The sequence below is a fragment of the Methanobrevibacter olleyae genome, assembly GCF_900114585.1.
Taxonomy (GTDB): Archaea; Methanobacteriota; Methanobacteria; order Methanobacteriales; family Methanobacteriaceae; genus Methanobrevibacter; species Methanobrevibacter olleyae.
This window is the reverse complement of sequence record NZ_FOTL01000025.1, coordinates 1-23,677: the sequence shown is the minus strand read 5'-3', so window position 1 is coordinate 23,677 and position 23,677 is coordinate 1. Positions and strand designations below refer to the sequence as shown.

Sequence of the window (23,677 nt, the reverse complement as noted above, 5' to 3'; positions counted from 1 at the left end):
GATTTAATAGATTAAATAAATCTTGATTTGGTGAATGGTAATTTTATGTAAATAATTGTTGATTTGATGAATAGTATATTTTAATGTAAATAATTGTTGATTTGATGAATAGTATATTTTAATGTAAATAATTGTTGATTTGATAAAAATAATAAATAAATTAGTATTAAGGTGATAAAATGGAAGATATGGATTTTGTTGAAAAAAAGGAAAATTTTAGTTTTGAAGAGAGTTTAGAGGAATTGGAAAGAATTGTAAATAGATTAGAAACTGGTGAAGTTCCATTGGATGATGCAATAGAAGAGTTTAATAAAGCTATGAAATTAGTTAAAGAATGTGATGAAAAATTAAACAGTGCTGAGGAAGCCATTGCAAAGATAGTAAATGAAAATAAAGAAGTTGTTGAATTTGAAGTAAAAAATGAAGATTTTTAATGATTTGATAAAATTAGTTTATTAATAAATATGCTATAATGAAGAGCAATTCTTCTTTATTTAAATTTTTTAATCTTCTTTTTTAATATCTTTTAATAATCATTTAACTTTTTTTAAAATTAATGGAGTTGGGTATTCTATAATAAGTATTTAGAATAGCTTTTTAAATTAATAGAGTTGAGTATGCTCTAATAAATATTCGGAATAGTTCTTATCTAATATTCTAAGAGCTGAAGCATATTGAGGGCTTGTAGCAGATCTTTCTTCTACAAGGTTTCTTAAACTACTATTTTTCATATGTTCTCTCACTTCTCTTAGGACAAAATCAACAGTGTTCTTATTATACTTTTCAAGCTCTTTCTGGTCCATATCATAGAGTTTATAAGTTTCTAAGTCATAATTTTTAGTTGGACTCATCAATACATTGATATAACTATAATATTCGCCAATATCATCAAAGAATGCATCTATTCCCATATAAACAAGAAGGGGAATAAATTGAGCTTCAGCAAATGGAAATATTAAATAGCTACTGGACTTCATATTTTCTCTAAGTCTAACAACTAAATCAACTAAGTCTCTTGGATGAAGAAGCAGGTCATCTGCATTTGCTATTATAAATCCATTATAACCAAGCTCTTCAAGTTCTTTTAAACATTTAATACGTAAATCAATGTATTTGCTTCCTTGAATAACAGCTATTTCCTTATCTTTAACAGTTTTAGCTTTTTCAATAGTTTGACTTACACTCCACTCTGCTATTTCTTTTTCAACATCGTATGCTGAAGATTCATCTTTAGCTATTGTAAAATCATCTTTATTGATTATTAATGGACTTTCCCAATCTCCAAGTTTCCCATATCTTCCAGGGCCATCATGGCTTTTAATTTCAAATATTTTCATTTTATCTTAAGTTCCTTATTTTTAATAATTCAATTAATTACTCTATTTGTTTTTATTAATTAATATTTTGTTAAATATTTGTTTTTATTTTTTATATTTTATAGAAAAAATTTATAGCTATTTTTTTATTTTTTTTTATTTTTTGAAATATTGATTGATTATATTTATTAAAATTTTTTTTAATGATTTAAATAATTTAAGAGTAATTTAAACAGCTCAATGATACTATAAATTATCTATTTCTTTTATTTTCATTAAATAATCTTAATTTAGGCTTATTTTCATTAAATTTCAATAAATTTTTAGAGGATAGGCTAAAACTTAATTAAATTAAGTTATAGTAATAAGCTTTTTATATATTAAAAAATAAAGTAAATTACACTAAAGACTTTTTAACTAACTAATTAATTATTGAATTTTTCAAATTTGGAAAATATATTCTCTTATTTGAAATGAGGTATTTTATGATTGAAAAAAGTGTTATTATTCCAGAGCATGTAAATTATTTAATGACTTTAATAAAAAGTTATGAGGCACATTTTAGAAAAAATGTAGGATCCATAGATATAAATATTGGTGAGATACCAATTTTATTAGCAATCTATGCTGATGAAGGATTGAATCAGATAGATCTTGTTAAAAAGTTTCATGTAACTGAAGCGAATATTAGTAAAACTACTAAAAATTTATTACTTAAAGATTTAATTCTTAAAAAGATTGATTCAGAGAATAATACTAAAAAATTATTATTTTTAACTGAAAAGGGTCAAGAAGTATCTGTTCGTTTACTGACTTTCTTTGATGAATGGAAAGAGGAGATTAAAGGTGATATTTCTAATGATGAAATGTATGCTTTTGCTAAAACTTTAGAAAAACTTTATATTAATTCTCAAAAGTCTTTTTAAGGCTACTATTTTAAAGCCTTGTTTAAAGCTTTTTCGGAGTTCTTATGATAAGCTTGATCTTTTTCTATTTTTATTAATTAAACTCTTTTTTTAACTAATTTTTTAATTTTTCAATTTTATTCATTGCTAATTTTATAAATTTTTATAAATCCCCTTTTAAAATAATCGAAGTTATGATTTATTAAATTGATGGCTTCGATAAAAATTTAATTTTAGGCAGTCCTAAAAATCATTAAATGGTGTAACCTTTTAGCTTACACTTTCAAAAATTTTCAAAACCTTTATATAGTATACAATTACAATTATGATTAAGGACGTGAGGTTAACCTATGATTGTCCTAGGTGTGTTTTTCAATGTCTGTGTTAGATACTCTTAAATCCCTCCTTGGTGGGACAAAAAAGGATATAGATAAAAATTTAACTAAAGAAGCAGAATCTGTTGAAGAAGCTGCTGATTCTATACAGACATCTTCAGAAGAGGAAATTGAAACTAAATCTGATTCTGAAACTATTTCCGAAGAAGAAACTTTAGAAGCAGAAGCTCCTGAAGAAGAGGAAGAAATTATTATTCCTATTCATACAGAGGCTTCTGAAGAAGTTGAAGCTTCTGAAGAAGTTGAAGCTGAAGAAGAAGTTGAAGAAATTCCTGGAGAGGAAGCTTCTTTAGAAAATGAGGAAGAATCAAGTGATGATAAACTTTCAGAAGATGAAGAATCTTTAGAAGATGCTTCAGAAGAAAATGAAGAGAGCGATAATATGACTTTATTAAAAGAAAATGATGTTTATTCAATGGATGATATTGATAAAGAATTTACTCAAAAATTCGTTGATGCTGGAATTGAAACTGTAGACCACTGTTTCCAATGTGGTACCTGTGGTGGAGGATGTCCTTCTGGTAGAAGAACTCCTTATAGAGTAAGACAAATTGTAAGAAAATGTTTATTGGGACTTAAAGACGAAGTAATATCTGATCCTGCATTATGGATGTGTACCACTTGTTACACCTGTCAAGAAAGATGTCCTAGAAGTGTAAAAATTGTGGATATTATTAAAATGGCACGTAATGAAGCTGCAAAAGCTGGTTACATGGCTGACTCACACAAAGCAACTGGTTCTTACGTAATTAAAACTGGTCATGGTGTACCTATCAACGATAAAACTAGAGATTTGAGAAAAGCTATTGGACTTGATGAATTACCTCCATCAGTACATTCTTTCCCTGAAGCATTAGAAGAAGTCCAAAAAATCTGTGTAGCATGTGGATTTGATAATTTAATCGGTTTCAACATGGAAACTGGAAAATTAGAATAGATTTATTTAAGGAGTTAATATTTATGGAGATTGCATATTTCTTAGGTTGTATTATGAACAACCGTTATCCTGGTATCGAAAAAGCAACTAGAATGTTATTCGAAAAATTAGACATTGAATTAAAAGACATGGAAGGAGCTTCCTGTTGTCCTGCACCTGGTGTATTTGGTTCTTTCGATCAAACCACCTGGGCTACTATCGCAGCACGTAACCTCGCTATTGCAGAAGACATGGGTTTAGAAATAATGACCGAATGTAACGGATGTTTCGGTTCATTACGTGAATGTGACCACTTATTAAAAGAAAACGCAGCTAAAAAAGATGAAATTAACGAAATTTTAGCTGAAACTACTGACAAACAATTCAAAGGTGAAACTAAAGTAAGACATTTAGCTGAAATATTATACAATGATGTAGGTCTTGATAAGATTTCTGAAATGTTCACCAAAAACTTAGATCTCAACGTAGCTGTACACTACGGTTGTCACTTCCTTAAACCTACCGATGAAGTAGGTATTGAGGAATCTGCAGAAAACCCAACTATTTTAGATGAATTAGTTGAAATCACCGGTGCTAAATCTATACCTTACAACAACAAAATGATGTGTTGTGGTGCAGGTGGAGGTTTAAGATCTAGAGACCTTGATGTAACTTTAAGTTATACCAAAGAAAAACTTGATGCTATGGCTGAAGCTGGTGCAGATGCTATTATTGATGTATGTCCATTCTGTCACTTACAATTTGATGTAGGTCAAACTGAAGTAAACGAAAAATACGGAACTGACTTCTCAATTCCTGTATTCCACTTAGCTCAATTATACGGATTAGCTATGGGATTAAGTGCAGAAGATTTAACTTTAGACGCACAATTAATAGACTCATCTAAAGCTCTTGCAAAACTCGAATAAGTAGTTAGAAATTACTACTTATTTTTTCTTTTTTTTTAAAGAATTTTTTAAGTTCGCATTTTTACCAACTGTTTTTAATGCTATGATTAAACTGTTTTGATAGCTGATTCATTTTCATGCTTTTTTTTTAAAACTTGTGAAAATATTTTTCAAATACTAGTTTTTTAAATAATTCATAATTATTGCAAATATTAAATAAAAAAAACTTTATTTTGTTTTTAACAAATGTTTTTATAGTTTAAAAATAAAAATTATATTTGTCATAATGATTTAGAATCATTAGTATACTGATTAATTTAATAATTAATCAATTTAATGAGCTAAGTTTTAAAATTTATAAAAATCATTAGTATAATAATAAACTATATTAATTACTATAACTAAAAATATATTCATATAATTTATATTATGAAATTATGTGGACTTGGATTAATAACTAAACTAGTTATTTATTTATTAATCTTATGATTTGGATAATGATTGAACTAGTATGAATCTTATAAAATTATAATAAATGAGGAGAAATGATATGTTTATTGCAATATTAGGTGGAATATTTAAATATAAAGATCTTCCTGAAGAGTATGGTCCTTATGTACAATTTAAAGCAGCTATTGAAGGTAGAGATGTAATTGATGATTCAGATGAAATCGCTATTTTAGATATTACTGGTACTGGTAGTCACCATGTTCTCTTTTTAGATAGATACAATAATCTCAATGAAATTAAAAGGGAATTAAGAGAAGCAGATGCAAAAGTTAATGTTACTACCTTAAAAATATTGGAAGGACATTTATGAGCACTTTGCCTATTGAACGATCTTGGTTGGTTATAGTTAATCTTTCTACAGAATTATATAAGAAAGGTATTCAAATACCAAATGAAATTAATAAGGACTTAGGCTTAGTTAAATCTCAAATTGGTTTTTATAAAAAGGACCCTTCTCATCCAGATATGATTAATGAGATGGCTAAAGCAGATATGTCTTTAAATGAAATTCAGGGAGTTTTATTATCGCTAGCAGAATCTTATGATAAAGGGTTCTATGAAGAATGGTTAGATAAACTCCAAAGAGCAAATAAGGGAGAGGAAATCTTTAAAACTCCCGATACCCAATCTAAATTTATTTTAAATGCTCCTCCAGGATTTTCTTATGCAAAAATTACTTTAAAAAATCCAATTGCAGAAGATAGAGTACAAGAAATAGCTGAATATTATGGCCTTATAATGGAATTTGACAGTGATTTAACAATTGCATTGTATGGTGAAAAACCAAAAATTCAATCAGCTTTAAGAGAAATGGCTCCATTCTTCTTGGAATAAACAGATATTTTTTATTTTCTAATTACTTTTATTATTTTTTAAATTTAAAGCTTTAAGGTTGTTTTATAATGAAGATTTTAGCAATTAGTGATATACACGGTAAAAAAAGTGAAAATTTAATCAATTACTTAAAAAATGAAGATATTTCTTTAGTCTTAATTGCTGGAGATATTACAGATTTTAGTATTACTGAATTTGAACCATTGAGTTTTGTAAAACCATTTATTGATGAGCTTGTTGAAGAATGTGATGTGGATGTATTTGCGATTCCAGGTAACTGTGACCCTGCAGGAATCTGTAATGTTATTAAAGAAAGTGGTCCTGATGAAAGACCTGCATTCTGTTTACATGATCAATTAATATCCTATGAAAATGTAGTTATTATGGGTTATGGTGGATCTAATCCTACTCCATTTAATACTCCTGGGGAAATTGATGATGATAAGATTTATCTTCATGTATATGAGCTTTTAGCTGAGTATGACTATATTGGAAATGATGCAGTTCCTAGAGTAACCATTTTACTTACTCATGCACCTCCATATGATACTAAAGCAGATACAATTGAAAATGGAACTCATGTAGGTAGCCAAGGTGTTAAAAAACCTATTCATGAATTCCAGCCAGATATAAATATTTGTGGCCATGTACACGAAGCATGTTCCATTGATAAGGTAGGCAAAACCACTATAGCAAATCCAGGTATGCTTGAAGATAATCATGCAATCTTAATTGAAGTAGATGAAGATGCTAAATTCAATGTAGAGATTGTTGATTTATAGACCTCAGCTTTTTAATTTTAGGTTAAAGCCTCTGCTAAATTTTTTCTTTTCTTTTGAGCGGTGCTTGAAACTAGTTATTTTTTATTTTTCTTTTCTTTTGAGTGGTGCTTGAAGCTAGTTATTTTTTATTTTTTTAATTTTTCTTTTCTTTTGAGTGGTACTTGAAACTAGTTATTTTTTATTTTTTTCTATTTTTACCCTATTTTTTTTAATGGATTTTTTATACAAAAATCAAATATAAAACTTTATAATATTTAAATATCAAATATAATTAATAATGAAAACATATCTATATTTTCTAAAATTTTAACTATTTTTTGCTTTTAATTATCATTAGCTTTATTAATTAAATTTAATAGCTTATCTTTTCATTTATTAGCAAATTAATAGCTAAATTAAAGTAGTAATAGATAATGAATTAAGTACATTTTGAGTTAAGGTTGTGATTTTATGGTTCTAGTCCGTAGAGAAGTTAAAGGTAAAGTTTATACAGAACCCTTTTCAAAAGGTATTCTATCAAGATCACTTATTCGTGCAGAATTAAAACCTAATAAAGCCCATGAAATTTCTAATAAAATTGAATCCGATTTAGTTGAAAAGAGTATTACAACAATATCTACTAATGACTTAGTTAATAGAATTATTGAATTATTAGAGGAAGAAAATCCTTTAATTGCTGAAAATTATTTAAATTGGAGAAAAATACGAAATAGTGATGATCCCTTAATTATTTTAATTGGTGGTGCATCTGGAGTAGGTACTTCCTCTATATCTTATGAGGTATCTAGAAGATTAGGTATAAAAAGCATGATAAGTACTGATATGATTAGAGAAGTTATGCGTAAAATTGTATCTAAAGAGCTAAGCCCAGTAATTCATGAATCTTCATTTTCTTCTCAAAAAGGCTTTAGAGTAGCTCCTCCACCAGAATTTGACTATGTTTTAGCAGGCTTTAAAGACCATGTTGGAACAGTAAGTGTTGGAATAGAGGCTGTTATTGAAAGAGCATTAACTGAAGGAATAAGTATTATTATTGAAGGAGTGCACCTAGTTCCAGGCTTTATTCGTAAAGATTTAATGGATAAAGATAATGTATTAATGTTTACATTAACTCTTAAAGATGAGGAAATGCATAAAAGTAGATTTTATTCTCGTTGTAATGATGGTTGGGCTAGCAGGCCACTTAAAAAATATTTAGATAATTTTGATTCTATTAGAAAAACCTTAAAATATATGGAAGATCAAGCAAAAAAAGAAGGGGTACCTATTATTGAAAATGTAGATATGGTTGAAACTAGAGAGTTTATAATTAAAGCAATAGCTAAATATTATGGAGGTTTGAATGATGTTAGAAAAGACTAAAGTTAAAGATTTAATGACAAAAGATGTTTTAACAGTAAACTGTGATGAAGAAACTGTTTTTGCCTTTGAAAAATTAATGAAATATAAAATAAGTGCAATGCCTGTTGTTGATGATGGAAAAATGGTAGGTATAGTTACTGCTACTGATTTAGGACATAATTTGATTTTAGATAAGTATCAATACGGTACTAAAGTTAAATCTGTTATGGTTAAAGATGTTGCATCTGTATCTTCTGAAAATACTATAAAAGATGCAATTTCTATAATGTTTGATAAAGCTCCTGGAGATAGTATTATTAACCAATTACCTGTTGTTGATGATGGTGAACTTGTAGGTATTATATCTGATGGGGATATTATTAAAATACTTAAAGAATAATTTTTATTTTATTTTCCATTGTTTTTAATTATTTTTATTTTTTATATTATGATTTTCTTATTTTAAACTATTTTTTTCTTTTCTTTTCTTTGTTGTTCTTATTTTAAACTGTTTTTTATTTTTATTTTCTTTGTTGTTCTTATTTTAAACTGTTTTTTTATTTTTATTTTCTTAATTGTTCTTATTTTATCTAATGAGTTTTTTATCCAAATTTAACTTAAATAATGGAATATATATTAAAAAAGCATTTATTGATAAAGTTTATATAAGATTAAAAAGAAATAATATATTGGCTAGACTGGAGGGTTAGGAGTCCTCTGTAAGCACAAATCTCCTTTGGTGCAGTCGAAATTTAGGAGGCGGCATTTGGATTTAATTAGGGCCTGCGAAGCTGATATAGAAGCCCCGTCCTGCAGGATCAATGGTGTTAAGGATATTACTGGAGGGTAATATTTAATTAACTTTGTTGTGGGAACGTGTTAGGCCTGGAAAGGAGCAGCTCTACCGCTTACAGCTGATGCTTGTAGAACAGCGGGGTGGAGTTAGTTTTTCAGATAACCTTAATTGATGAAATTTGTCCACTCCTTTATATGCCACTTTAATGAACTTTTTTTAATGTTTTCAATATTGAAATTTATCTAATGAACAGATTTCATATTTTTATCAGTTTTTAAATGTGTTGACTTTTAAAAAGAAAAAGTTTATATAATAAGTAAATATAAAATAATAATAGTTGTATTATATACTTCTGATTTATATAAAAACTTTTATTCATTTTTATGTCGGGATGGCCCAGCCTGGTACGGCGTCGGACTGCTAATCCGATGATCAATAGATCTCCGGGGTTCAAATCCCCGTCCCGGCGCTTTCATTCTAACTATTTTTATATTTTTAATATTTTAATTATTCTAACTATTTTTCATATACTTTAAAAATTTTCTGTGATTTGTTTAATTTTTTTTATTGGTTAAATTAGTTAAATCATTTAAAAAAGTTTTTTAATCATCATATTTTAAAAAAAGTTTTAATTAATTATTATTAAAATAGAACTAAATAATCAATTAAAACTTAATAAAATGCTGCATTTTAATGGAATTTACTTAAAAACTTATTGAACTGAATTCCCCACACAATGTATAGTTTTTTGTATTCCAATTTTTTATTTTTCCTAAACTATTTCTTGAACTTGTTGTATCTGCAACAATCCATTTATTTCCTATATACATTTGAGTCCAAATATGGCCAGAAACATAACCGTTACTAAATTTACAATTGGTTCCTTTAACATATCTTGCAGGAATTCCAGAAGCTCTTGATAATGCAATTAATAAATGACTTTGGTCAACACAATTACCTTTTTTTGTTTGAAGTGTTTTCACAGCTCCTTTTCTAGTGTTGCGGTATTTAGTGTATTGAATATTGTCACGTACCCAATTGAATAACTTTTTAGCCTTTTCATAATTTGTTTTAAGAGAAGAAGTTAATGTCTTAGCTAAATCTTTAATTGCTTTATTGTTAACTTGACAGTTTTTACTACTGGATAAATATTTTTTTAAATCTTCATTAATAGAAGTTTTATTTATACTTGCAATATTAGCTTTAGTTTTAGAAGTCGTTTTTGTTGTATTTGTGTTTTTAGAACTAGTTGTGTTGGTTTTTGTTGTTGTATTTGTGTTTTTGGTATTTGTTGTGTTGGTTTTCTTTGTTGTTGTTGTGTTAGCATTTGTTAGGTTATTTCTATCCTTTGTTGATACTTTTACATTAATTGTTGATTTATCACCATCAATATTTACCTTACTATTATTTAGTTTAATGTTAGCTTCATCAGATCTGGTTAAATCTAGTTTATATTTAAAGGGATTTAATTTTTCTAAAATGTTATTTAAGATGCTATTGATGCTATTCATTGTTCTTTCAACTAAATTAAGATTATTTTTATTTTCTGTTGATGGATTTATTTTTGTTGCTGTGTCTTTAGGTTCTGTTTTTGTTAGGTTTGTTTTTGTTGCTATAGGTTTATTTGCAGTTATTTTAGAGCTGGTATTTGTTGTGGATTTATTTGTGGTTATTTTAGAGCTGGTATTTGTTGTGGATTTATTTGTGGTTATTTTAGAGCTGGTATTTGTTGTGGATTTATTTGTACTATTAACTTTATTATCTGTTGTAGATTTACTAGTTTTCTTATTTAACTTAGTTTTTATTTTATTTAAATCTAAATCATCAAGTTTTATAGAATTAGGTAACTTGTTAGTCTTATTATAATTATCTAAACATTTGCTAAATGTTAAAATCAATTGATTATAATGAATATTGCCTTTTGAAGATGAAGCCCAATTTGGAGCTCTTTTATTCTTTTCAATAAATTCCCTAGTTTTGCTAGCTATTTTTACATATTCTGTTTTATTTAAATTACCTTTTACAGATTTAGAATTTGAATTATTATATGGTTTAATTAAATTCTTTTTTATCTCAATTTCTGAATTGGAATTATTTTCAATAGCTTTTGAGATTAAATATAGATATTCTGTATTTGAATAATTTTTATTACTAATTTTAACTTTAGGAAATTTTCCATTCTTCTCTACATAATTCATAAAACTTGCAGATGTTTTCGCTAATGTTTTTTTAGTTACCGTTGTTGTATTTTCTTTTGTTTTTTCTGTAGTTGTTTTCTTTGTTGTATTTGTCTTTTTTGTATTTGTTGTATTGGTTTTTACTTTAGTTGTAGCACTTAAATTAGTTTTTTCAGTAATTAAACTGTTTGATAGAGAATTTGATTTAAGGACTTTATTATCATTAATATTATTTGTATCATCAATCTTTATACTTTGAGAACTAGCACTGCTAATACTAAAAATAAGTACTAGTAATAAAGCTAAAAAAATCATTTTTTTTCTAATAGTAACACCTCATTTTTCTTAGATTGCCTCCATTTATTTTAAAACTATCTTTAAAAATAATATTCATAAGAATCTATATTTTTTATTTTAAAGATTAGTAAATTCTTATTTGACTTTTTTAATTTAAATATATTTTCTAATTGTGTTTTTGTGTAAAATCACGATTTTATTTTAACAAAAAACTTTATATATTACTTGTATTATGATATAAATATTAAAATAAGATTGAAATTTTAATTTTAGTTGTTAAATTGATTTTATTTGGTGAATTTTATTTCTTTAATTAAATTGATTTTGTTTTGGAGAGATTTATTTCTTTAATTAAATTGATTTTATTTAATAAATTCTAAGAAATATAAAAAAAGTTAATCTATAGTAAAATTTATTATATTTGTATAAACAAAATTTATATTAATTTAAGAATTAAAAGTGCTAATTTTATTCACTAAGGAACTAAAAACATGTTTAAAGAAAAGAATATAATTATAAAAAATCCATTAAAATCAGATATACGTTTTGGATTAGTCTATCCGAATGTTTATAAAACTGCAATGAGTTCCTTAGGTTATCAAATAATTTATAATTATATAAATGAAAGAGAGGATAGCTACTGTGAAAGAATAATATATCCATCTATAAGAAGTCTTGAAACTAATAGCCCATTATCTGATTTTGATATAATCTCCTTTTCTCTACAATATGAACAAGACTATTTTAATATTTTAGAGATTTTAAAAGAAGCGAATATTCCTTTAAGAAGGGAAGATAGAACAAATGAAGATCCTTTAATTATTGCAGGTGGGCCTTGTGCAAGCTCTAATCCATTACCATTATCTGACTTTATAGATATCTTTGTTGTTGGTGAGGCTGAAGCAGTCTTATATGACTTTTTAGATTTATATTTGGAATTAAACTTATCAAATAAGAAAAACAATAAAAAGATTAACAATAGGGGGGTTAATTTTAGAAGTAAAAGAGATTTATCTCCATTTTTAGATATACAGGGTTTATACATATCTGAATTTAATAACAATACTGAAATTGCACTTTCAGAGGATATGGATAAGATATATCATTTAACTTATCCGATTGTTAGTGAAACTGATGATAAAGATTTTATTCCTGCATTTTCAAACTCAATCTTATTAAATGTATCTAGAGCATGTACAAGGGGATGCAGATTCTGTATGTCTAGCTATTTGTATAGGCCCCTTAGAGAAACAAACTTGGATTATCTTTTTTCTATTGCAGAAGAAGCTAGAGAAAACACTGGCTTAAATAAAATATCATTAATAGGTGCAGCTGTTTCAGATTATTCTAAAATTAATGAATTAACTAATGGTTTAAAAGAAAAGGGCTTTCAAGTATCAATGCCATCTATGAGAATTGAATCCATTACTAAAGAAACATTAATTGCACTTAAATCAAGCGGATTAAAAACATTAACAATAGCTCCTGAATCGATATACTCATTAAGGTGTCGAATAAATAAGGATATTGAAGATGAGGATGTTTTTCGTGTTATAGGTGATGCTGTTGAATTAGGTTTTAATATTAAATTGTATTTTTTAATCGGTTTGCCCTATGAGACACAGGAGGATATTTGCCAACTTGCAAGTCTAATGAAGCAGATTGATTCTATGAAGTATAAGTTTAATTCAAAGTCAAAAACTTCAACTAAAAAAGCTAAAGTTTCAATTAGCTTTAGTGTTAATCCACTTATCCCTAAAGCACATACTCCCCTTCAATGGGAAACTTATAATATGAAAGACATTAAGTTGAAAATAAAATATCTTAAAAAGAATTTAAAAGGATTAGATATTAAGTTTGATAGTGCAAAAATGGGCCTTATTCAATATGTTTTATCTTGTGGTGATAGGGAAATTGGAAATCTAATTGAAAAATCTTTAAATAAGAAGATTAGTATTAAAGAATGGGGTGAAAATGCTCCAAATTATACTTTAGAAGACAAGTTACCATGGGATTGTATAGATGTAAGTGTAAGTAAAGAGTTTTTAAAATTAGAATATGAAAAAATAAAAAATAGTCAGCAAACTCCATGGTGTGAAGATGGGGATTGTTATAATTGTGGAGCCTGTAACTAATTATATTTATCATTAATTTTTTTTAATTTTTAATTTAATGAATATAATAATTGTGGATTGAAATTAATAATATATTAATAAATTATTAATTATAATATAATACAATATAATACTAGATGTTAACTGTAAATTATTAATTATAATATAATACAATATAATACTAGATGTTAACTGTAAATTATTAATTATAATATACTAATAAATCTTAACTGTAAATTATTAATTATAATATACTAATAAATCTTAACTGTAAATTATTAATTATAATATAATAAGTCTTAACTATAATATAATAATAAATATTAATTATAATATATTGATTGTAATTATTTAATGATTATATTTATGATTTTTATTTTTAAAGGTGTTGTCATGTTAAATTCTGCTAAAAGAGTGGAAGCTATAGAACTGTCTCAAATTAGAAAAATGTTTGAACTTACTAATCCAGATGCAATTAATTTAGGGATTGGAGAACCTGATTTTAATGTTCCAGAAAACATTAGAACTGCTATGAAAAGAGCTATTGATGAAGGATATACTAAATATACTCATAATAAAGGATTCATTGAACTTAGAGAAGCTATTGTAGACAAATTAGCTAAAGAAAATAATATTAAAACAGCTACTGAAAATATTATAGTAACTTCAGGTGCAAGTGAAGCTTTATATGACTGTGCACAAGCTTTATTTGAAAAAGGGGATAATGTATTAGTTCCAAATCCTGGATTTTTATCATATGCTGCTTGTGTCAGATTAGCTGAAGCTAATGTTGTTGAAGTTTCTACCCCAATGGAAAATGAATTTAAAATGAAAGTTGAAGATGTTCAAGAAAAAATTGATAAAAACACAAAGGCATTAATTATCAACTCTCCTTCTAATCCAACTGGTGCAGTTATGGATAAAAAAGACATTAAGGGAATAGCAGATCTAGCAACCGATCATGATTTTTATATTATTTCAGATGAAATTTATGAAAAAATTATTTATGGGCGAAAAAATTACTCTCCAGCAGAATACTCAGATAATGTAATAACAATAAACGGCTTTTCTAAAACTTATGCTATGACTGGTCTTAGAATTGCTTATATGGCTGCAAATGAAGAGGTAACTGAAAATTTACTTAAAGTACATCAATATTGTACTGCAAATGCAAGTTCTATTTCTCAAATGGCAGCTATTGAAGCACTTACTGGACCACAAGAATCTGTAAAGGCTATGGTTTATGAGTTTTCAAGAAGAAGGGATTTAATTGTTTCTAGTTTAAATGATATGGGCTATGAGACTGTAGATTGTAAAGGGGCATTTTATGTATTCCCTAAAGTTGAAAGAGCTAATGATTTTCTTGAAGCTAGTAGAGAAGCAGGTGTTATTGCAGTTCCAGGTACGCCATTTGGCAGCCTTGGAGAAAATCATCTAAGAATGTCTTATGCTAATTCATATGAAAATATTGAAAAGGCAATGGATATATTGAAAAATCTGGATTATTAATGGATTTTTAAAGGCCTAAATCTTTAAATTATATTTTAAACTTTTATTTTCTTATTTTTTATTTATTAGATTCTGAATTTTTTTATTTATTAGATTCTGATTATAATAAAAAATATATATTAAAAATTACAAATTTATTATAAATAATAAAAATTTTAATATTAGTATTATTGTGTTGATTTTTAAAAATGGTATTATTTTGAAAACTAATTAAACTATATTAGATAAAATGGAAAGAGAAGAAAGAGACAAATTAGGAAAACGAGCAGTTTATGTAGGTATTATAGGGAATATTTTCTTAACAGTTTTTAACATTGTTGTAGGAATATTCTCTGGAAGTTATGCACTTATATCAGAAGGGGCTCATACTATATCTGACATAACAACTTCCATAATAGCTTATATTGGATTTAAGATAGGTAGTAAACCTGCAGATGAAGAGCATCCACTAGGTCATGGTAGAGCTGAAGCTATTTCTGGTTTAATCATTGTTGTATTCTTAGCACTTATAGCTTATGAGATTGTTAAAGGGGCTTTTGATAGATTATTTTTTGGAGCAGCCCTTACAATCCCAGATCCTCTAGCAGTTGTTATGGCTTTTATTGGTGTAGTTACTAATTATATTATGAGCCAATATATAATTAAATTAGGTAAAAGAGCAAATAGTCCTGCAATTATTGCAGATGGTAAACATCAAAGAGTTGATATTTTGTCATCACTGGCTATTCTAATTGGTGTTTTAATTTCCCAGTATGGTTATCCACAATTAGACTCAATCATTGCTTTAATGATTGGTTTGTTGATTGTAAAAACAGCCTTTGAAGTTGCTCGTGAAAATTTGGATGCAATCATGGGTAAGGTTCCATCTGAAGATTTAGTTGATGATATTATTAAAGTTTCTAATTCAGTTAGTCAAGTTTGTGGAACACATGATGTAAGAGTAAACTACTTTGGATCTTATGCTACTGTAACATTACATATTGAGCTTCAACCAAATATGAGCTTAGAAGAATCTCATAAGATCGTTCATTTAGTTCAAAAAAAGATAGTCGATGAAATTGGTGTTGTTCAGGGTGTCACTGCTCATGCTTGTCCTTTAGGTTTAAAGTATAATCACAGCCAGCAGCTTGATAAATGATTAAATTTTTAAAAAAGTTTTATTAAAGATTTTTTCTTATTATTGTTTTATTTCAATATTTTTTTTTTTAACTATTTTTTCTTATTGTTGTTTTGTTTCAATATTTCTTTTTAACTATTTTTTTAGTTTTTCTATTAATCTTTTCATGATTTTATTTTAAATTTTTCATAAAATTTACCTTATTTTTTGACTTTTTTAGGTTTTTTTAAGTTTTTTTTATTATTCTTCTTAAATAGGTTTAGTATGCTTTATTTTTTATATAAACTTTAATAAATAGGGTATAAATTGTATAAATGATTAATATTATTAGTTTTTTTTATTATTTAACTAATTTTTATTAATTTTTTATAAGACTTTATTAAATTCAGTGTATTTTCTTTATTAAGTTTAATAATTCTTCTTTTATAAGTTGAATAATTAATATTTATTTATATTTTAATTATTCCATTATTGCCCTATTAAATTTTAATAAAATAATTAGTTTTAGCTTTTTATTTAACCTAATTTGAATTATTAGTCTTTTTTAGTTATAATTTATTATTAAATCTTATTTTCATACTTAAATTATTTTAATAATTATAAATGATATACTATCAGATATTATGTTCGTTTATAAGAAAACAATATATCTGTGATATTTATAGCTAATTTAAGACTATTTCACTCCTTATTTTTTAAAATTTTTATGGGAAAGATTTATATGTTATAAATCAGTTATTTATACATAGCATTAAAAAAATATTATCTAAAATTAATTGAATTATCTTAATTTTTAGTATTTTTATGAATAAATTTTTATTAAAAAACAAGGAGTTTTTATTTTGTTTTAATAAAGACTTTTTAATAAGATTTTAATATTTTAGTTAATCTAATAATTTTAAAATTTTTAATTTTTATTGAAAAATTTAATATTTTTTTATTGCATTAGTGCTTTAGGAAAATTTTAGTTTTTAAATAAATTTTCAAATCTTATTTTCTAAATGAAAAAGTTTAGAATTTTATTTTCTAAATGAAAAAAGTTCAGAAATTTATTTTCTAAATGAAAAAATCTTAGAAATTTATTTTCTAAATGAAAAAGTTTAGAAATATTTAGCAATAATGCTTATTTTTTAAAACTTTTAAATTTGTATTTTTTTATTGCATTGAGGTGAAAAAATTTCGTTAGAGAAAAAAATATTACTTTTGGCAATATTCTGCTTATTATTTATTGTAATAGGTGGAGTATCAGCTAGTGATGTTGCAGATATGTCGAATAATCCAGATAAGAATAATCTTGTTAGTGCTTCTATTGATTCAGGATCTGATAAGTCAGTTGCTAATCATTATACTAATCAATTATCTAGTGAAGCTACTTCCAGTTTAAATAGTCAAAGTACAGAAGATAATAATCTTGAAACTACTAATGAGGCATCTGATCTTAAGTCTGTTAGTAACTCTAACTCTAACTCTATGTTAAGTACTAATCCTTCATCTAATAGTTCTCAAAATAATAATATTACCAGTACTAAAACTACTACAAAAACTACCACTAGCTTAAAATTGTCTAGTTCTAAGATATATTCAGGAACTCCTATTCTTATCACATTAAAAGATAAGAAGGGTAAAGTGTTAAGTGGTAAAAAGATCATAATTAAGATACCTAGTAAAAATAGAGTTTTTACTAAAATCACTAACTCAAAAGGTCAAGTAAGACTTAATTATCATAAAATAGGAACTTTTAAAACCTATGTTAGCTTTAAAGGGGATGGATTCTTTAAATCTTCCAAATTTAGTTTAAAGATTAAGGTTTTAAAAAGCGGTACTCGCTTAAAAGTTTCAAATACCACTGTTCCTAGGTCTACTTCTTTAGTGGTCAATTTAATAAATAAAAAAAGTGGGTCTGGTATAGCTAAAAAAAGAGTCATATTTAAAATTCCTAAATGGAATAATAAGACCTATGTGAGAACTACTAATTCAAAAGGTCAAGCTAAACTTGTTGTAACCACTAAAAAGAATTTTTCAGTCCTTATCAGTTTTGAAGGCAGTAAAAATCTATATAAATCTAAAATAAAAACAAAGGTTAAACCTATAAAATGTAAAACAAAATTCATTTATCCGTCTACTTATTTGGAGTATGGTGAAAATTTTGTTGTAAGTCTTAAGAAAGTTAATAATGAGCCTGTAAAGAATAAAAAAGTTATAGTAAAAATAACTAATATGAATAAAACATATATCAAAAAAACTAATTCTAAAGGTCAATTTAATGTTCCTATAAATCACATTGGAACTTTAAATACTAAAATTAGTTTTGCTGGTGATAGCTTATTTGTCAAATCTTCTTCAAACCCTATTTTAACTGTTGTTAAAGGAGGCACTAGGTTGGAAGGTTCTGATACTACTGTTGGTAAAGGGTTTAATTATGATATTAACTTAAAGAATTCTGCTGGAAAGGTTTTAGCAAATAGAAAAGTGAAGATTACTTTAAACAACCAAACCTTTACTGAAACTACTAATTCAAAGGGACAAGTTAGTTTGCTTATGAACTATAAAACAGGACTTTATCCTATTGAAGTGGATTTTTCTGGAAATGCATATTATAATTCATCTAGATTAACTGAAACAATCAAAGTAGTTGATCCTTCAGTTAGTATATCAAAAATCATTTCTGCAGCTAAAGACTTAAAAGTTCGTGTAGAATATGTAAATATGCTAAATAAGGCATATAATGTTAATATTGATAATAAAAAGTATACTATGGATGAATTTGCATATCTTATGGCTGGTGCTTTAACTAACATTAATAGCGGTTCAAAAGATAATGTTAAAATTAAAGATTTATCAAATAATTATAACTCTTCTGGAGCTAAAATTAATGGCAAATTATCTAAAAGTGAATATCTTAAGTTAGCAAAAAATCTAACTGCGTTTGTTGACTCTAACAATCGCATACCTAATTATAAACTTACTAATATAGGTAAAATGGAAGCAAATCTCTATATTTATGCTTTTGCTGCTGCATTAGACTATTATGGCAGTCATAAGAAATTACCATCCTCTGTAACTGTTAAAACAAGTTATGTTAGTGGAGGATATTCAATTTCTCTTAGTCAAAGCGGTAAAATTTTAAATTACAGAGAAATATTTGATTCTGATGCCTTTGCAAAATACTTAAAAACAGGTGGAAAATCTGCACTTAATGACGCTATTAAAAAGAAGGCAAAATCACTAACTTCTGGTTTATCCAGTACTAAAGCTAAAGCAAATGCTATATTTGAGTTTGCTAGAGACGATGTCTCTTATAGCTTCTATATGAATTCTAAAAAGGGAGCAGCAAAAACTCTAAGTTCTAGATCTGCTAATTGTTGTGATAAAGCTAATTTAATTGTAGCTATGTGTAGATCTGTAGGTATTTATGCAAGGTATTCCCATGCAAAGGGATGTCATTTTAGCAGTGGATTAGTTGCAGGGCATGTATGGGCTCAAGTTTATGATCCAATATCACAAACCTGGTATACAGCAGATTCAACTAGTCGCAGAAATAAATTAGGTACTATTAATAATTGGAATACTAAATCTTACTCTATTCCTAAAAATTATGTATTTATACCATTTTAATTATAGATAAATGCTGTAATTTTAGTTTATTTGATGTTTAAATAATAGAATAATTCTTTTTTAAGCTTTATTCTATAATTTTTATTTTATTTTTTTTTTTAATTAATTTTTATATTATTTCTAATTTCTATTTTTCTGATTGATTTTTATATTTATTTTAAATTTTTATTTCTAATTTCTATTTTTCTGATTGATTTTTATATTTATTTTAAATTTTTATTTCTAATTTCTATTTTTTGATTGATTTTTATATTTATTTTAAATTTTTATTTAAATCTTTTTTAAGCTATTTTACATTAAGTTTATATAATTTTAAAGTTAAATTTAAATTGTAGATTAAATAATTGGTTTTTATCTTGTTTTAATCTAATCATTCATTATTGTTTTTTAATTATTAAATTATTTTTTGATTATTATGGTAAAATATAAAAGAGTAGCTGTTGGTGGAACTTTTGACAAATTTCATTATGGCCATAGAAGTTTAATTGCTAAGGCTTTTGAAATTGGTGAAAATGTTGAAATTGGTGTCACTTCTAATGTTTTTGCATCTAAGAAGGAAGGGGCTGTTGACTCTTGTGATGTCCGTATGGCTAATTTAAATAAGTTTTTAGCTTCAAAACACAATAATTTTCATATATCTCGTTTAGATGATCCTTATGGTCCAACTATTCATGATGAAAATTATGATGCTATTGTTGTTAGTGAAGAAACAGAGCCTAATGCTGTTAAAATCAATGAAATTAGGGTTAGTAAAGGTATGAAACCATTGGATATTGTTGTTTTAAGTTTTGTTTTAGCAGATGATGGTATACCTATTTCTTCTACTCGTATACGTCAAGGAAAAATTAATCAAAAAGGTGAATTGATTTAATAAATATTTTGTTTATTACTTTTTACTATTTTTCATTATTTTTAATTATTTTTAATTAGCTTTTATTATTTTTTATTACTTTTTACTGTTTTTCATTATTTTTAATTATTTTTTATTATTTTTTATTACTTTTTACTGTTTTTCATTATTTTTAATTATTTTTTATTAGTTTTTTTTATTTGCTTTTCTATTCATTTTTTCTAATTTCAAGCTTTTATTTCTATTTTTTATGATTTTTAAGAAATCTGTATTGATATTTTTTTAAAATTCGATAAATTTTAATAAATTTTTAGGTATGCCTCAAGATTAAATCGTTATGTTTATATATTCATGTCGATAAAATTAGTATTAAATATATAAATTATCACATATTTATAATTAATTATATAAATTGTTAGCATATTTATATTATATAACAATTATATTATCTAGTGTGGGATTATTATGATTTTTATTCAAAGAGATGGTAGTGAATCAAGAAAGTTATCTTATGATAATAAAATTTGTTTAGCATGTGGAATCTGTTCTGACTCTTGTCCAACTGACTCCTTGACTTTGGGAGATGTCTTAGGTATTGCAAGAGGCCAAGCAGAAGGGAATTATCTTGTCCTTGATAATGATACTTGTGTCTTATGTGGATTATGTTCCTTTGCTTGTCCATTCGGTGCATTGAGCTTTGAAATTGATGGTGTAGATTCAAAAGAATTAGCTAATTATCCAAGCTGGACTCATGAATCTGCAATTAATGAAGAAGAATGTGAATTTTGTGGAAGATGTACTGTGGCATGTCCTCAAGATGCTATTTTATTTAAAAGAGAATTGCCTGATAGAAATGACTTATTGAAGGGTGAAATTTCTATTAATGAGGAAGAATGTATTTACTGTAGTGTTTGTGCAGAATTGTGTCCTGCAGATGCTATCACTGTTGTGAATATTAAAGATGCTTGTTCTATTGAAGTTGATGAAGATAAATGTGTATACTGTGGAGTATGTAAAAGAGCATGTCCTCAAGAGGCTATTAAGGCAGTATGCAGTACCTGTATGTACAGCGAAGAATTTGAAAAAGTTAAAATTACTGGAGATATCTTTATTGGATCTGATTGTATTAACTGTGGATGGTGTAAGGAAATCTGTCCTGTTGATGCAGCAGAAGTTACTAAACCATTTGAAGGAGAAATTTCCACTACTGATGAAGAATGTGTTGCTTGTGGGTCTTGTGTAGATATTTGTTCTTGTAATGCAGTTGTACTTGAAGATAATGTAGCTAAATTTAATCAGGAATACTGTGTACTATGTGGTGCATGTGTTAATTTATGTCCGCAAGAAAGAATTAATGTTAGTAGAACTGGAATGAAATTAACCAACATTTCTTCTGCTTCTTGGAAAGCAAGTTTAGAAAAGTTACTTAATTAAATTTAATAAAGTTGATTTTTAATCATTTTATTGATTTTTAATTATTTTTATTTTTTATTTTTTTTTTCATTATTGTTTTGATTATTTTATTTTTAATCAATTTTCATATTTATAAAAATGATAAATCTCCAATTTGGCAATATAGTTTACGGGGGTTTTCTATTAAGTTAAAATAGATTTATTATTTTTTATTTATTTATTTTTTTTATCTATCTTAGCTGTTTTTTTATTTATTTGTTTATTTTTTTTATCTATCTTTTTCAGCTGTTTTTTATTTATTTAGTTTAATGGGATTTTTACTAGGATTATGGGCTAATTTAACTTATTGAATAAATATTCTCTTCCTTTAACAAGTGTTTGATTAAACAAATCATTAATCTCTAAATTAATTTTATATATGTAAGTTCCACATATTATTGAAATAACTAAGATGGAACCTATTAATAAAATTACTTCAACACTTGTTTGTCCTTTTTTATCATCTTTAAGGACTTTTAGTTTTTTTGATATATTTTCAATCATATTTTATCAATTTATTTAAGGGCTTTTTTAGATAGTCATATTATTTCTTATAGAACTAATATCTTCAGTTGCATTTAAACCACTTGCAGTATTACTAAAGTAAGATCTATATATCAATAATCCTGCTAAAGCTATTACAATTACTCCTCCAAATAATAAGATATATTCTGCAGCTCCTTGAGCAGAATTGTCCTCTGAAATAGCTTTAAGATTTTTCACTATCTTTTGCTTAAATCTAGAGTTGTTTATAGTTTCTACCACTTTTAGAATATTACTTTTATTTTTTAATTTTTCTAAAATCATATTTCCACCTCGATGTTTTATTTAATATTTTTAGTTACTTATTATTTAAATATTGCCTTTTTTTCTAATTTGAATGTTGATATGAGGTTAATTTATTAAATAAATTATAATTTGATTGATTTATATAAATTTAATAAGTTTATGTAATTTTTTACTCTTTTTAAAAATTTCTGTCTGATTTTAATTTTCCAATATTAAATCAATTTTATAATGATTTTAGACTTTTTGAAATCTTTTTTTCACTTGATATTATGCTTAGTTTTAAAAAGACTTTAAATTAGTTTATATTAAATTCAAGGTTTTAAATGGTTTAATATTTGCTTACAGCTGAAATAGAATTGTGCTTGAAAATGAGAGATACTAAGTAATATTTTACTAAAAAAGGATGATAGATATTATCAAGGAATATCTATTTTTCAAATATTATTTTTTGGGTCATTCATTACAATTAAATCTAGTCTGATTTTTCATTTGGAAAGTCAGTGCTATATTAATGTATTAGAAAAAATAATAAAAGAGTCTCTGAAAATGAATTTAACAGGAAACAAAATTTATTAGATTAATAAATATAATAATGGAAAAAATAGCTTTTTTAAAAAAAGCCTATATTAAACATTTTAAAGAGCTAATCTGGATTAGAAAAAATTTCTTAAATAAAAATGATTAAAAAAAAGAAGATATCAAATTTTTAGCAAATATCCTTAAATAAAAGTGATTTGGATAAAAAAAAGTTTTTGATAAATAATAATTGTAACATCAATCCAACTATCATAATAGCATTATATAGATATTAGTTTAATTTTAATCATATAAATTTTTTTATATTCAGTGTCGTTAATTATTTATAGGTGGATGTATAGAATTATTATTAATTATATATACATATTTATCTTTTTAATTTCATTTATTTAAATAAAATAATAAAAAATAACGGAGGTAAATGAAAATGATAAATGATTTGAATAAAATTGTTATAGTGTTTTTATTTTTAATTTTTTTATCTATTTCGGCTGTCTCAGCACAAGAGAATACAAGC

Annotated in this window: 19 protein-coding genes, 1 tRNA gene and 1 other RNA gene; 17 read left to right on the top strand and 4 right to left on the bottom strand. The window is 25.6% G+C overall.

Annotated elements, in window-relative coordinates; genetic code table 11:
- The first annotated feature begins 179 nt into the window (after positions 1 to 179).
- Positions 180 to 434, top strand: coding sequence for an exodeoxyribonuclease VII small subunit (locus tag BM020_RS07150; protein ID WP_074798711.1), 255 nt, complete (start codon positions 180 to 182; stop codon positions 432 to 434).
- A gap of 168 nt (positions 435 to 602) precedes the next feature.
- On the opposite strand, the gene BM020_RS07145 is transcribed toward BM020_RS07150, so the two are convergent.
- Positions 603 to 1,337: an archaeosine tRNA-ribosyltransferase gene (locus BM020_RS07145; protein ID WP_074798709.1), complete on the bottom strand. Its 735-nt coding sequence runs from the start codon at positions 1,335 to 1,337 to the stop codon at positions 603 to 605.
- Between the two features lie 464 nt (positions 1,338 to 1,801).
- On the opposite strand from BM020_RS07145, the gene BM020_RS07140 reads away from it, so the two are divergent.
- The 10 genes from BM020_RS07140 to BM020_RS07095 all read left to right on the top strand — a co-directional run bounded on the left by BM020_RS07140 (position 1,802) and on the right by BM020_RS07095 (position 9,172).
- On the top strand, positions 1,802 to 2,242 hold the full coding sequence (locus BM020_RS07140; protein ID WP_074798706.1) for a MarR family winged helix-turn-helix transcriptional regulator: 441 nt from the start codon (positions 1,802 to 1,804) through the stop codon (positions 2,240 to 2,242).
- A 354-nt stretch (positions 2,243 to 2,596) separates the two neighbouring features.
- Positions 2,597 to 3,553, top strand: a complete 957-nt coding sequence (gene hdrC, locus BM020_RS09855; RefSeq protein ID WP_074798704.1) for a CoB--CoM heterodisulfide reductase subunit C — start codon at positions 2,597 to 2,599, stop codon at positions 3,551 to 3,553.
- Positions 3,554 to 3,576: 23 nt separating this feature from the next.
- Positions 3,577 to 4,461: a CoB--CoM heterodisulfide reductase subunit B gene (gene hdrB, locus BM020_RS07130; RefSeq protein ID WP_067145816.1), complete on the top strand. Its 885-nt coding sequence runs from the start codon at positions 3,577 to 3,579 to the stop codon at positions 4,459 to 4,461.
- 529 nt (positions 4,462 to 4,990) lie between these two features.
- A complete protein-coding gene (locus BM020_RS07125) occupies positions 4,991 to 5,260 on the top strand; it encodes a DUF749 domain-containing protein (RefSeq protein ID WP_067145818.1) in 270 nt (89 codons plus the stop codon).
- Entirely contained in the window at positions 5,257 to 5,784 is a 528-nt protein-coding gene (locus BM020_RS07120; protein ID WP_067145820.1) for a DUF2096 domain-containing protein, read from the top strand. The genes BM020_RS07125 and BM020_RS07120 overlap by 4 nt, the downstream gene beginning before the upstream one ends.
- Before the next feature lie 68 nt (positions 5,785 to 5,852).
- Complete coding sequence (locus BM020_RS07115; RefSeq protein WP_067145822.1) at positions 5,853 to 6,566, top strand: metallophosphoesterase family protein; 714 nt, start codon at positions 5,853 to 5,855, stop codon at positions 6,564 to 6,566.
- 450 nt (positions 6,567 to 7,016) lie between these two features.
- On the top strand, positions 7,017 to 7,928 hold the full coding sequence (locus BM020_RS07110) for a 2-phosphoglycerate kinase (protein WP_067145824.1): 912 nt from the start codon (positions 7,017 to 7,019) through the stop codon (positions 7,926 to 7,928).
- Positions 7,909 to 8,307, top strand: a complete 399-nt coding sequence (locus tag BM020_RS07105) for a CBS domain-containing protein (protein ID WP_067145825.1) — start codon at positions 7,909 to 7,911, stop codon at positions 8,305 to 8,307. Before BM020_RS07110 ends, BM020_RS07105 begins: the two co-directional genes overlap by 20 nt.
- Positions 8,308 to 8,593: 286 nt before the next feature.
- An RNA gene (gene ffs / locus BM020_RS07100) (signal recognition particle sRNA) lies at positions 8,594 to 8,907 on the top strand.
- Between the two features lie 181 nt (positions 8,908 to 9,088).
- Positions 9,089 to 9,172, top strand: a tRNA-Ser gene (locus tag BM020_RS07095).
- A 235-nt stretch (positions 9,173 to 9,407) separates the two neighbouring features.
- Here the strand turns inward: BM020_RS07095 and BM020_RS07090 are convergent.
- Positions 9,408 to 11,195 (bottom strand): transglutaminase domain-containing protein, encoded by a 1,788-nt coding sequence (locus BM020_RS07090; RefSeq protein WP_074798702.1) that lies wholly within the window; start codon positions 11,193 to 11,195, stop codon positions 9,408 to 9,410.
- A 473-nt stretch (positions 11,196 to 11,668) separates the two neighbouring features.
- Between BM020_RS07090 and BM020_RS07085 the strand changes: the two genes are divergently transcribed.
- From BM020_RS07085 to fwdF, 6 genes are all read left to right on the top strand, one after another.
- On the top strand, positions 11,669 to 13,312 hold the full coding sequence (locus BM020_RS07085; protein ID WP_074798700.1) for a radical SAM protein: 1,644 nt from the start codon (positions 11,669 to 11,671) through the stop codon (positions 13,310 to 13,312).
- Positions 13,313 to 13,684: 372 nt separating this feature from the next.
- The gene (locus BM020_RS07080; protein ID WP_067145835.1) at positions 13,685 to 14,800 is read left to right on the top strand and encodes a pyridoxal phosphate-dependent aminotransferase; all 1,116 of its coding nucleotides are present in this window, start codon (positions 13,685 to 13,687) and stop codon (positions 14,798 to 14,800) included.
- A gap of 229 nt (positions 14,801 to 15,029) precedes the next feature.
- Positions 15,030 to 15,938, top strand: coding sequence for a cation diffusion facilitator family transporter (locus tag BM020_RS07075; protein ID WP_067145837.1), 909 nt, complete (start codon positions 15,030 to 15,032; stop codon positions 15,936 to 15,938).
- A gap of 1,182 nt (positions 15,939 to 17,120) precedes the next feature.
- On the top strand, positions 17,121 to 19,532 hold the full coding sequence (locus BM020_RS07070) for a transglutaminase domain-containing protein (protein WP_074798698.1): 2,412 nt from the start codon (positions 17,121 to 17,123) through the stop codon (positions 19,530 to 19,532).
- A gap of 415 nt (positions 19,533 to 19,947) precedes the next feature.
- Positions 19,948 to 20,403, top strand: a complete 456-nt coding sequence (locus BM020_RS07065) for a phosphopantetheine adenylyltransferase (protein WP_067145841.1) — start codon at positions 19,948 to 19,950, stop codon at positions 20,401 to 20,403.
- Between the two features lie 444 nt (positions 20,404 to 20,847).
- Positions 20,848 to 21,816, top strand: a complete 969-nt coding sequence (gene fwdF / locus BM020_RS07060) for a tungsten-dependent formylmethanofuran dehydrogenase subunit FwdF (protein WP_067145843.1) — start codon at positions 20,848 to 20,850, stop codon at positions 21,814 to 21,816.
- Positions 21,817 to 22,128: 312 nt separating this feature from the next.
- Here the strand turns inward: fwdF and BM020_RS07055 are convergent, their stop codons facing one another.
- On the bottom strand, positions 22,129 to 22,338 hold the full coding sequence (locus BM020_RS07055) for a class III signal peptide-containing protein (RefSeq protein WP_067145844.1): 210 nt from the start codon (positions 22,336 to 22,338) through the stop codon (positions 22,129 to 22,131).
- 27 nt (positions 22,339 to 22,365) lie between these two features.
- Complete coding sequence (locus BM020_RS07050; RefSeq protein WP_067148966.1) at positions 22,366 to 22,557, bottom strand: class III signal peptide-containing protein; 192 nt, start codon at positions 22,555 to 22,557, stop codon at positions 22,366 to 22,368.
- Positions 22,558 to 23,677: the final 1,120 nt, after the last annotated feature.

Excerpts from the sequence above, each read along its gene's own strand:
- BM020_RS07150 (WP_074798711.1), top strand. The coding sequence starts at position 180 with ATGGAAGATATGGATTTTGTTGAAAAAAAGGAAAATTTTAGTTTTGAA.
- BM020_RS07145 (WP_074798709.1), bottom strand. The coding sequence starts at position 1,337 with ATGAAAATATTTGAAATTAAAAGCCATGATGGCCCTGGAAGATATGGG.
- BM020_RS07140 (WP_074798706.1), top strand. The coding sequence starts at position 1,802 with ATGATTGAAAAAAGTGTTATTATTCCAGAGCATGTAAATTATTTAATG.
- hdrC (WP_074798704.1), top strand. The coding sequence starts at position 2,597 with ATGTCTGTGTTAGATACTCTTAAATCCCTCCTTGGTGGGACAAAAAAG.
- hdrB (WP_067145816.1), top strand. The coding sequence starts at position 3,577 with ATGGAGATTGCATATTTCTTAGGTTGTATTATGAACAACCGTTATCCT.
- BM020_RS07125 (WP_067145818.1), top strand. The coding sequence starts at position 4,991 with ATGTTTATTGCAATATTAGGTGGAATATTTAAATATAAAGATCTTCCT.
- BM020_RS07120 (WP_067145820.1), top strand. The coding sequence starts at position 5,257 with ATGAGCACTTTGCCTATTGAACGATCTTGGTTGGTTATAGTTAATCTT.
- BM020_RS07115 (WP_067145822.1), top strand. The coding sequence starts at position 5,853 with ATGAAGATTTTAGCAATTAGTGATATACACGGTAAAAAAAGTGAAAAT.
- BM020_RS07110 (WP_067145824.1), top strand. The coding sequence starts at position 7,017 with ATGGTTCTAGTCCGTAGAGAAGTTAAAGGTAAAGTTTATACAGAACCC.
- BM020_RS07105 (WP_067145825.1), top strand. The coding sequence starts at position 7,909 with ATGATGTTAGAAAAGACTAAAGTTAAAGATTTAATGACAAAAGATGTT.
- BM020_RS07090 (WP_074798702.1), bottom strand. The coding sequence starts at position 11,195 with ATGATTTTTTTAGCTTTATTACTAGTACTTATTTTTAGTATTAGCAGT.
- BM020_RS07085 (WP_074798700.1), top strand. The coding sequence starts at position 11,669 with ATGTTTAAAGAAAAGAATATAATTATAAAAAATCCATTAAAATCAGAT.
- BM020_RS07080 (WP_067145835.1), top strand. The coding sequence starts at position 13,685 with ATGTTAAATTCTGCTAAAAGAGTGGAAGCTATAGAACTGTCTCAAATT.
- BM020_RS07075 (WP_067145837.1), top strand. The coding sequence starts at position 15,030 with ATGGAAAGAGAAGAAAGAGACAAATTAGGAAAACGAGCAGTTTATGTA.
- BM020_RS07065 (WP_067145841.1), top strand. The coding sequence starts at position 19,948 with ATGGTAAAATATAAAAGAGTAGCTGTTGGTGGAACTTTTGACAAATTT.
- fwdF (WP_067145843.1), top strand. The coding sequence starts at position 20,848 with ATGATTTTTATTCAAAGAGATGGTAGTGAATCAAGAAAGTTATCTTAT.
- BM020_RS07055 (WP_067145844.1), bottom strand. The coding sequence starts at position 22,338 with ATGATTGAAAATATATCAAAAAAACTAAAAGTCCTTAAAGATGATAAA.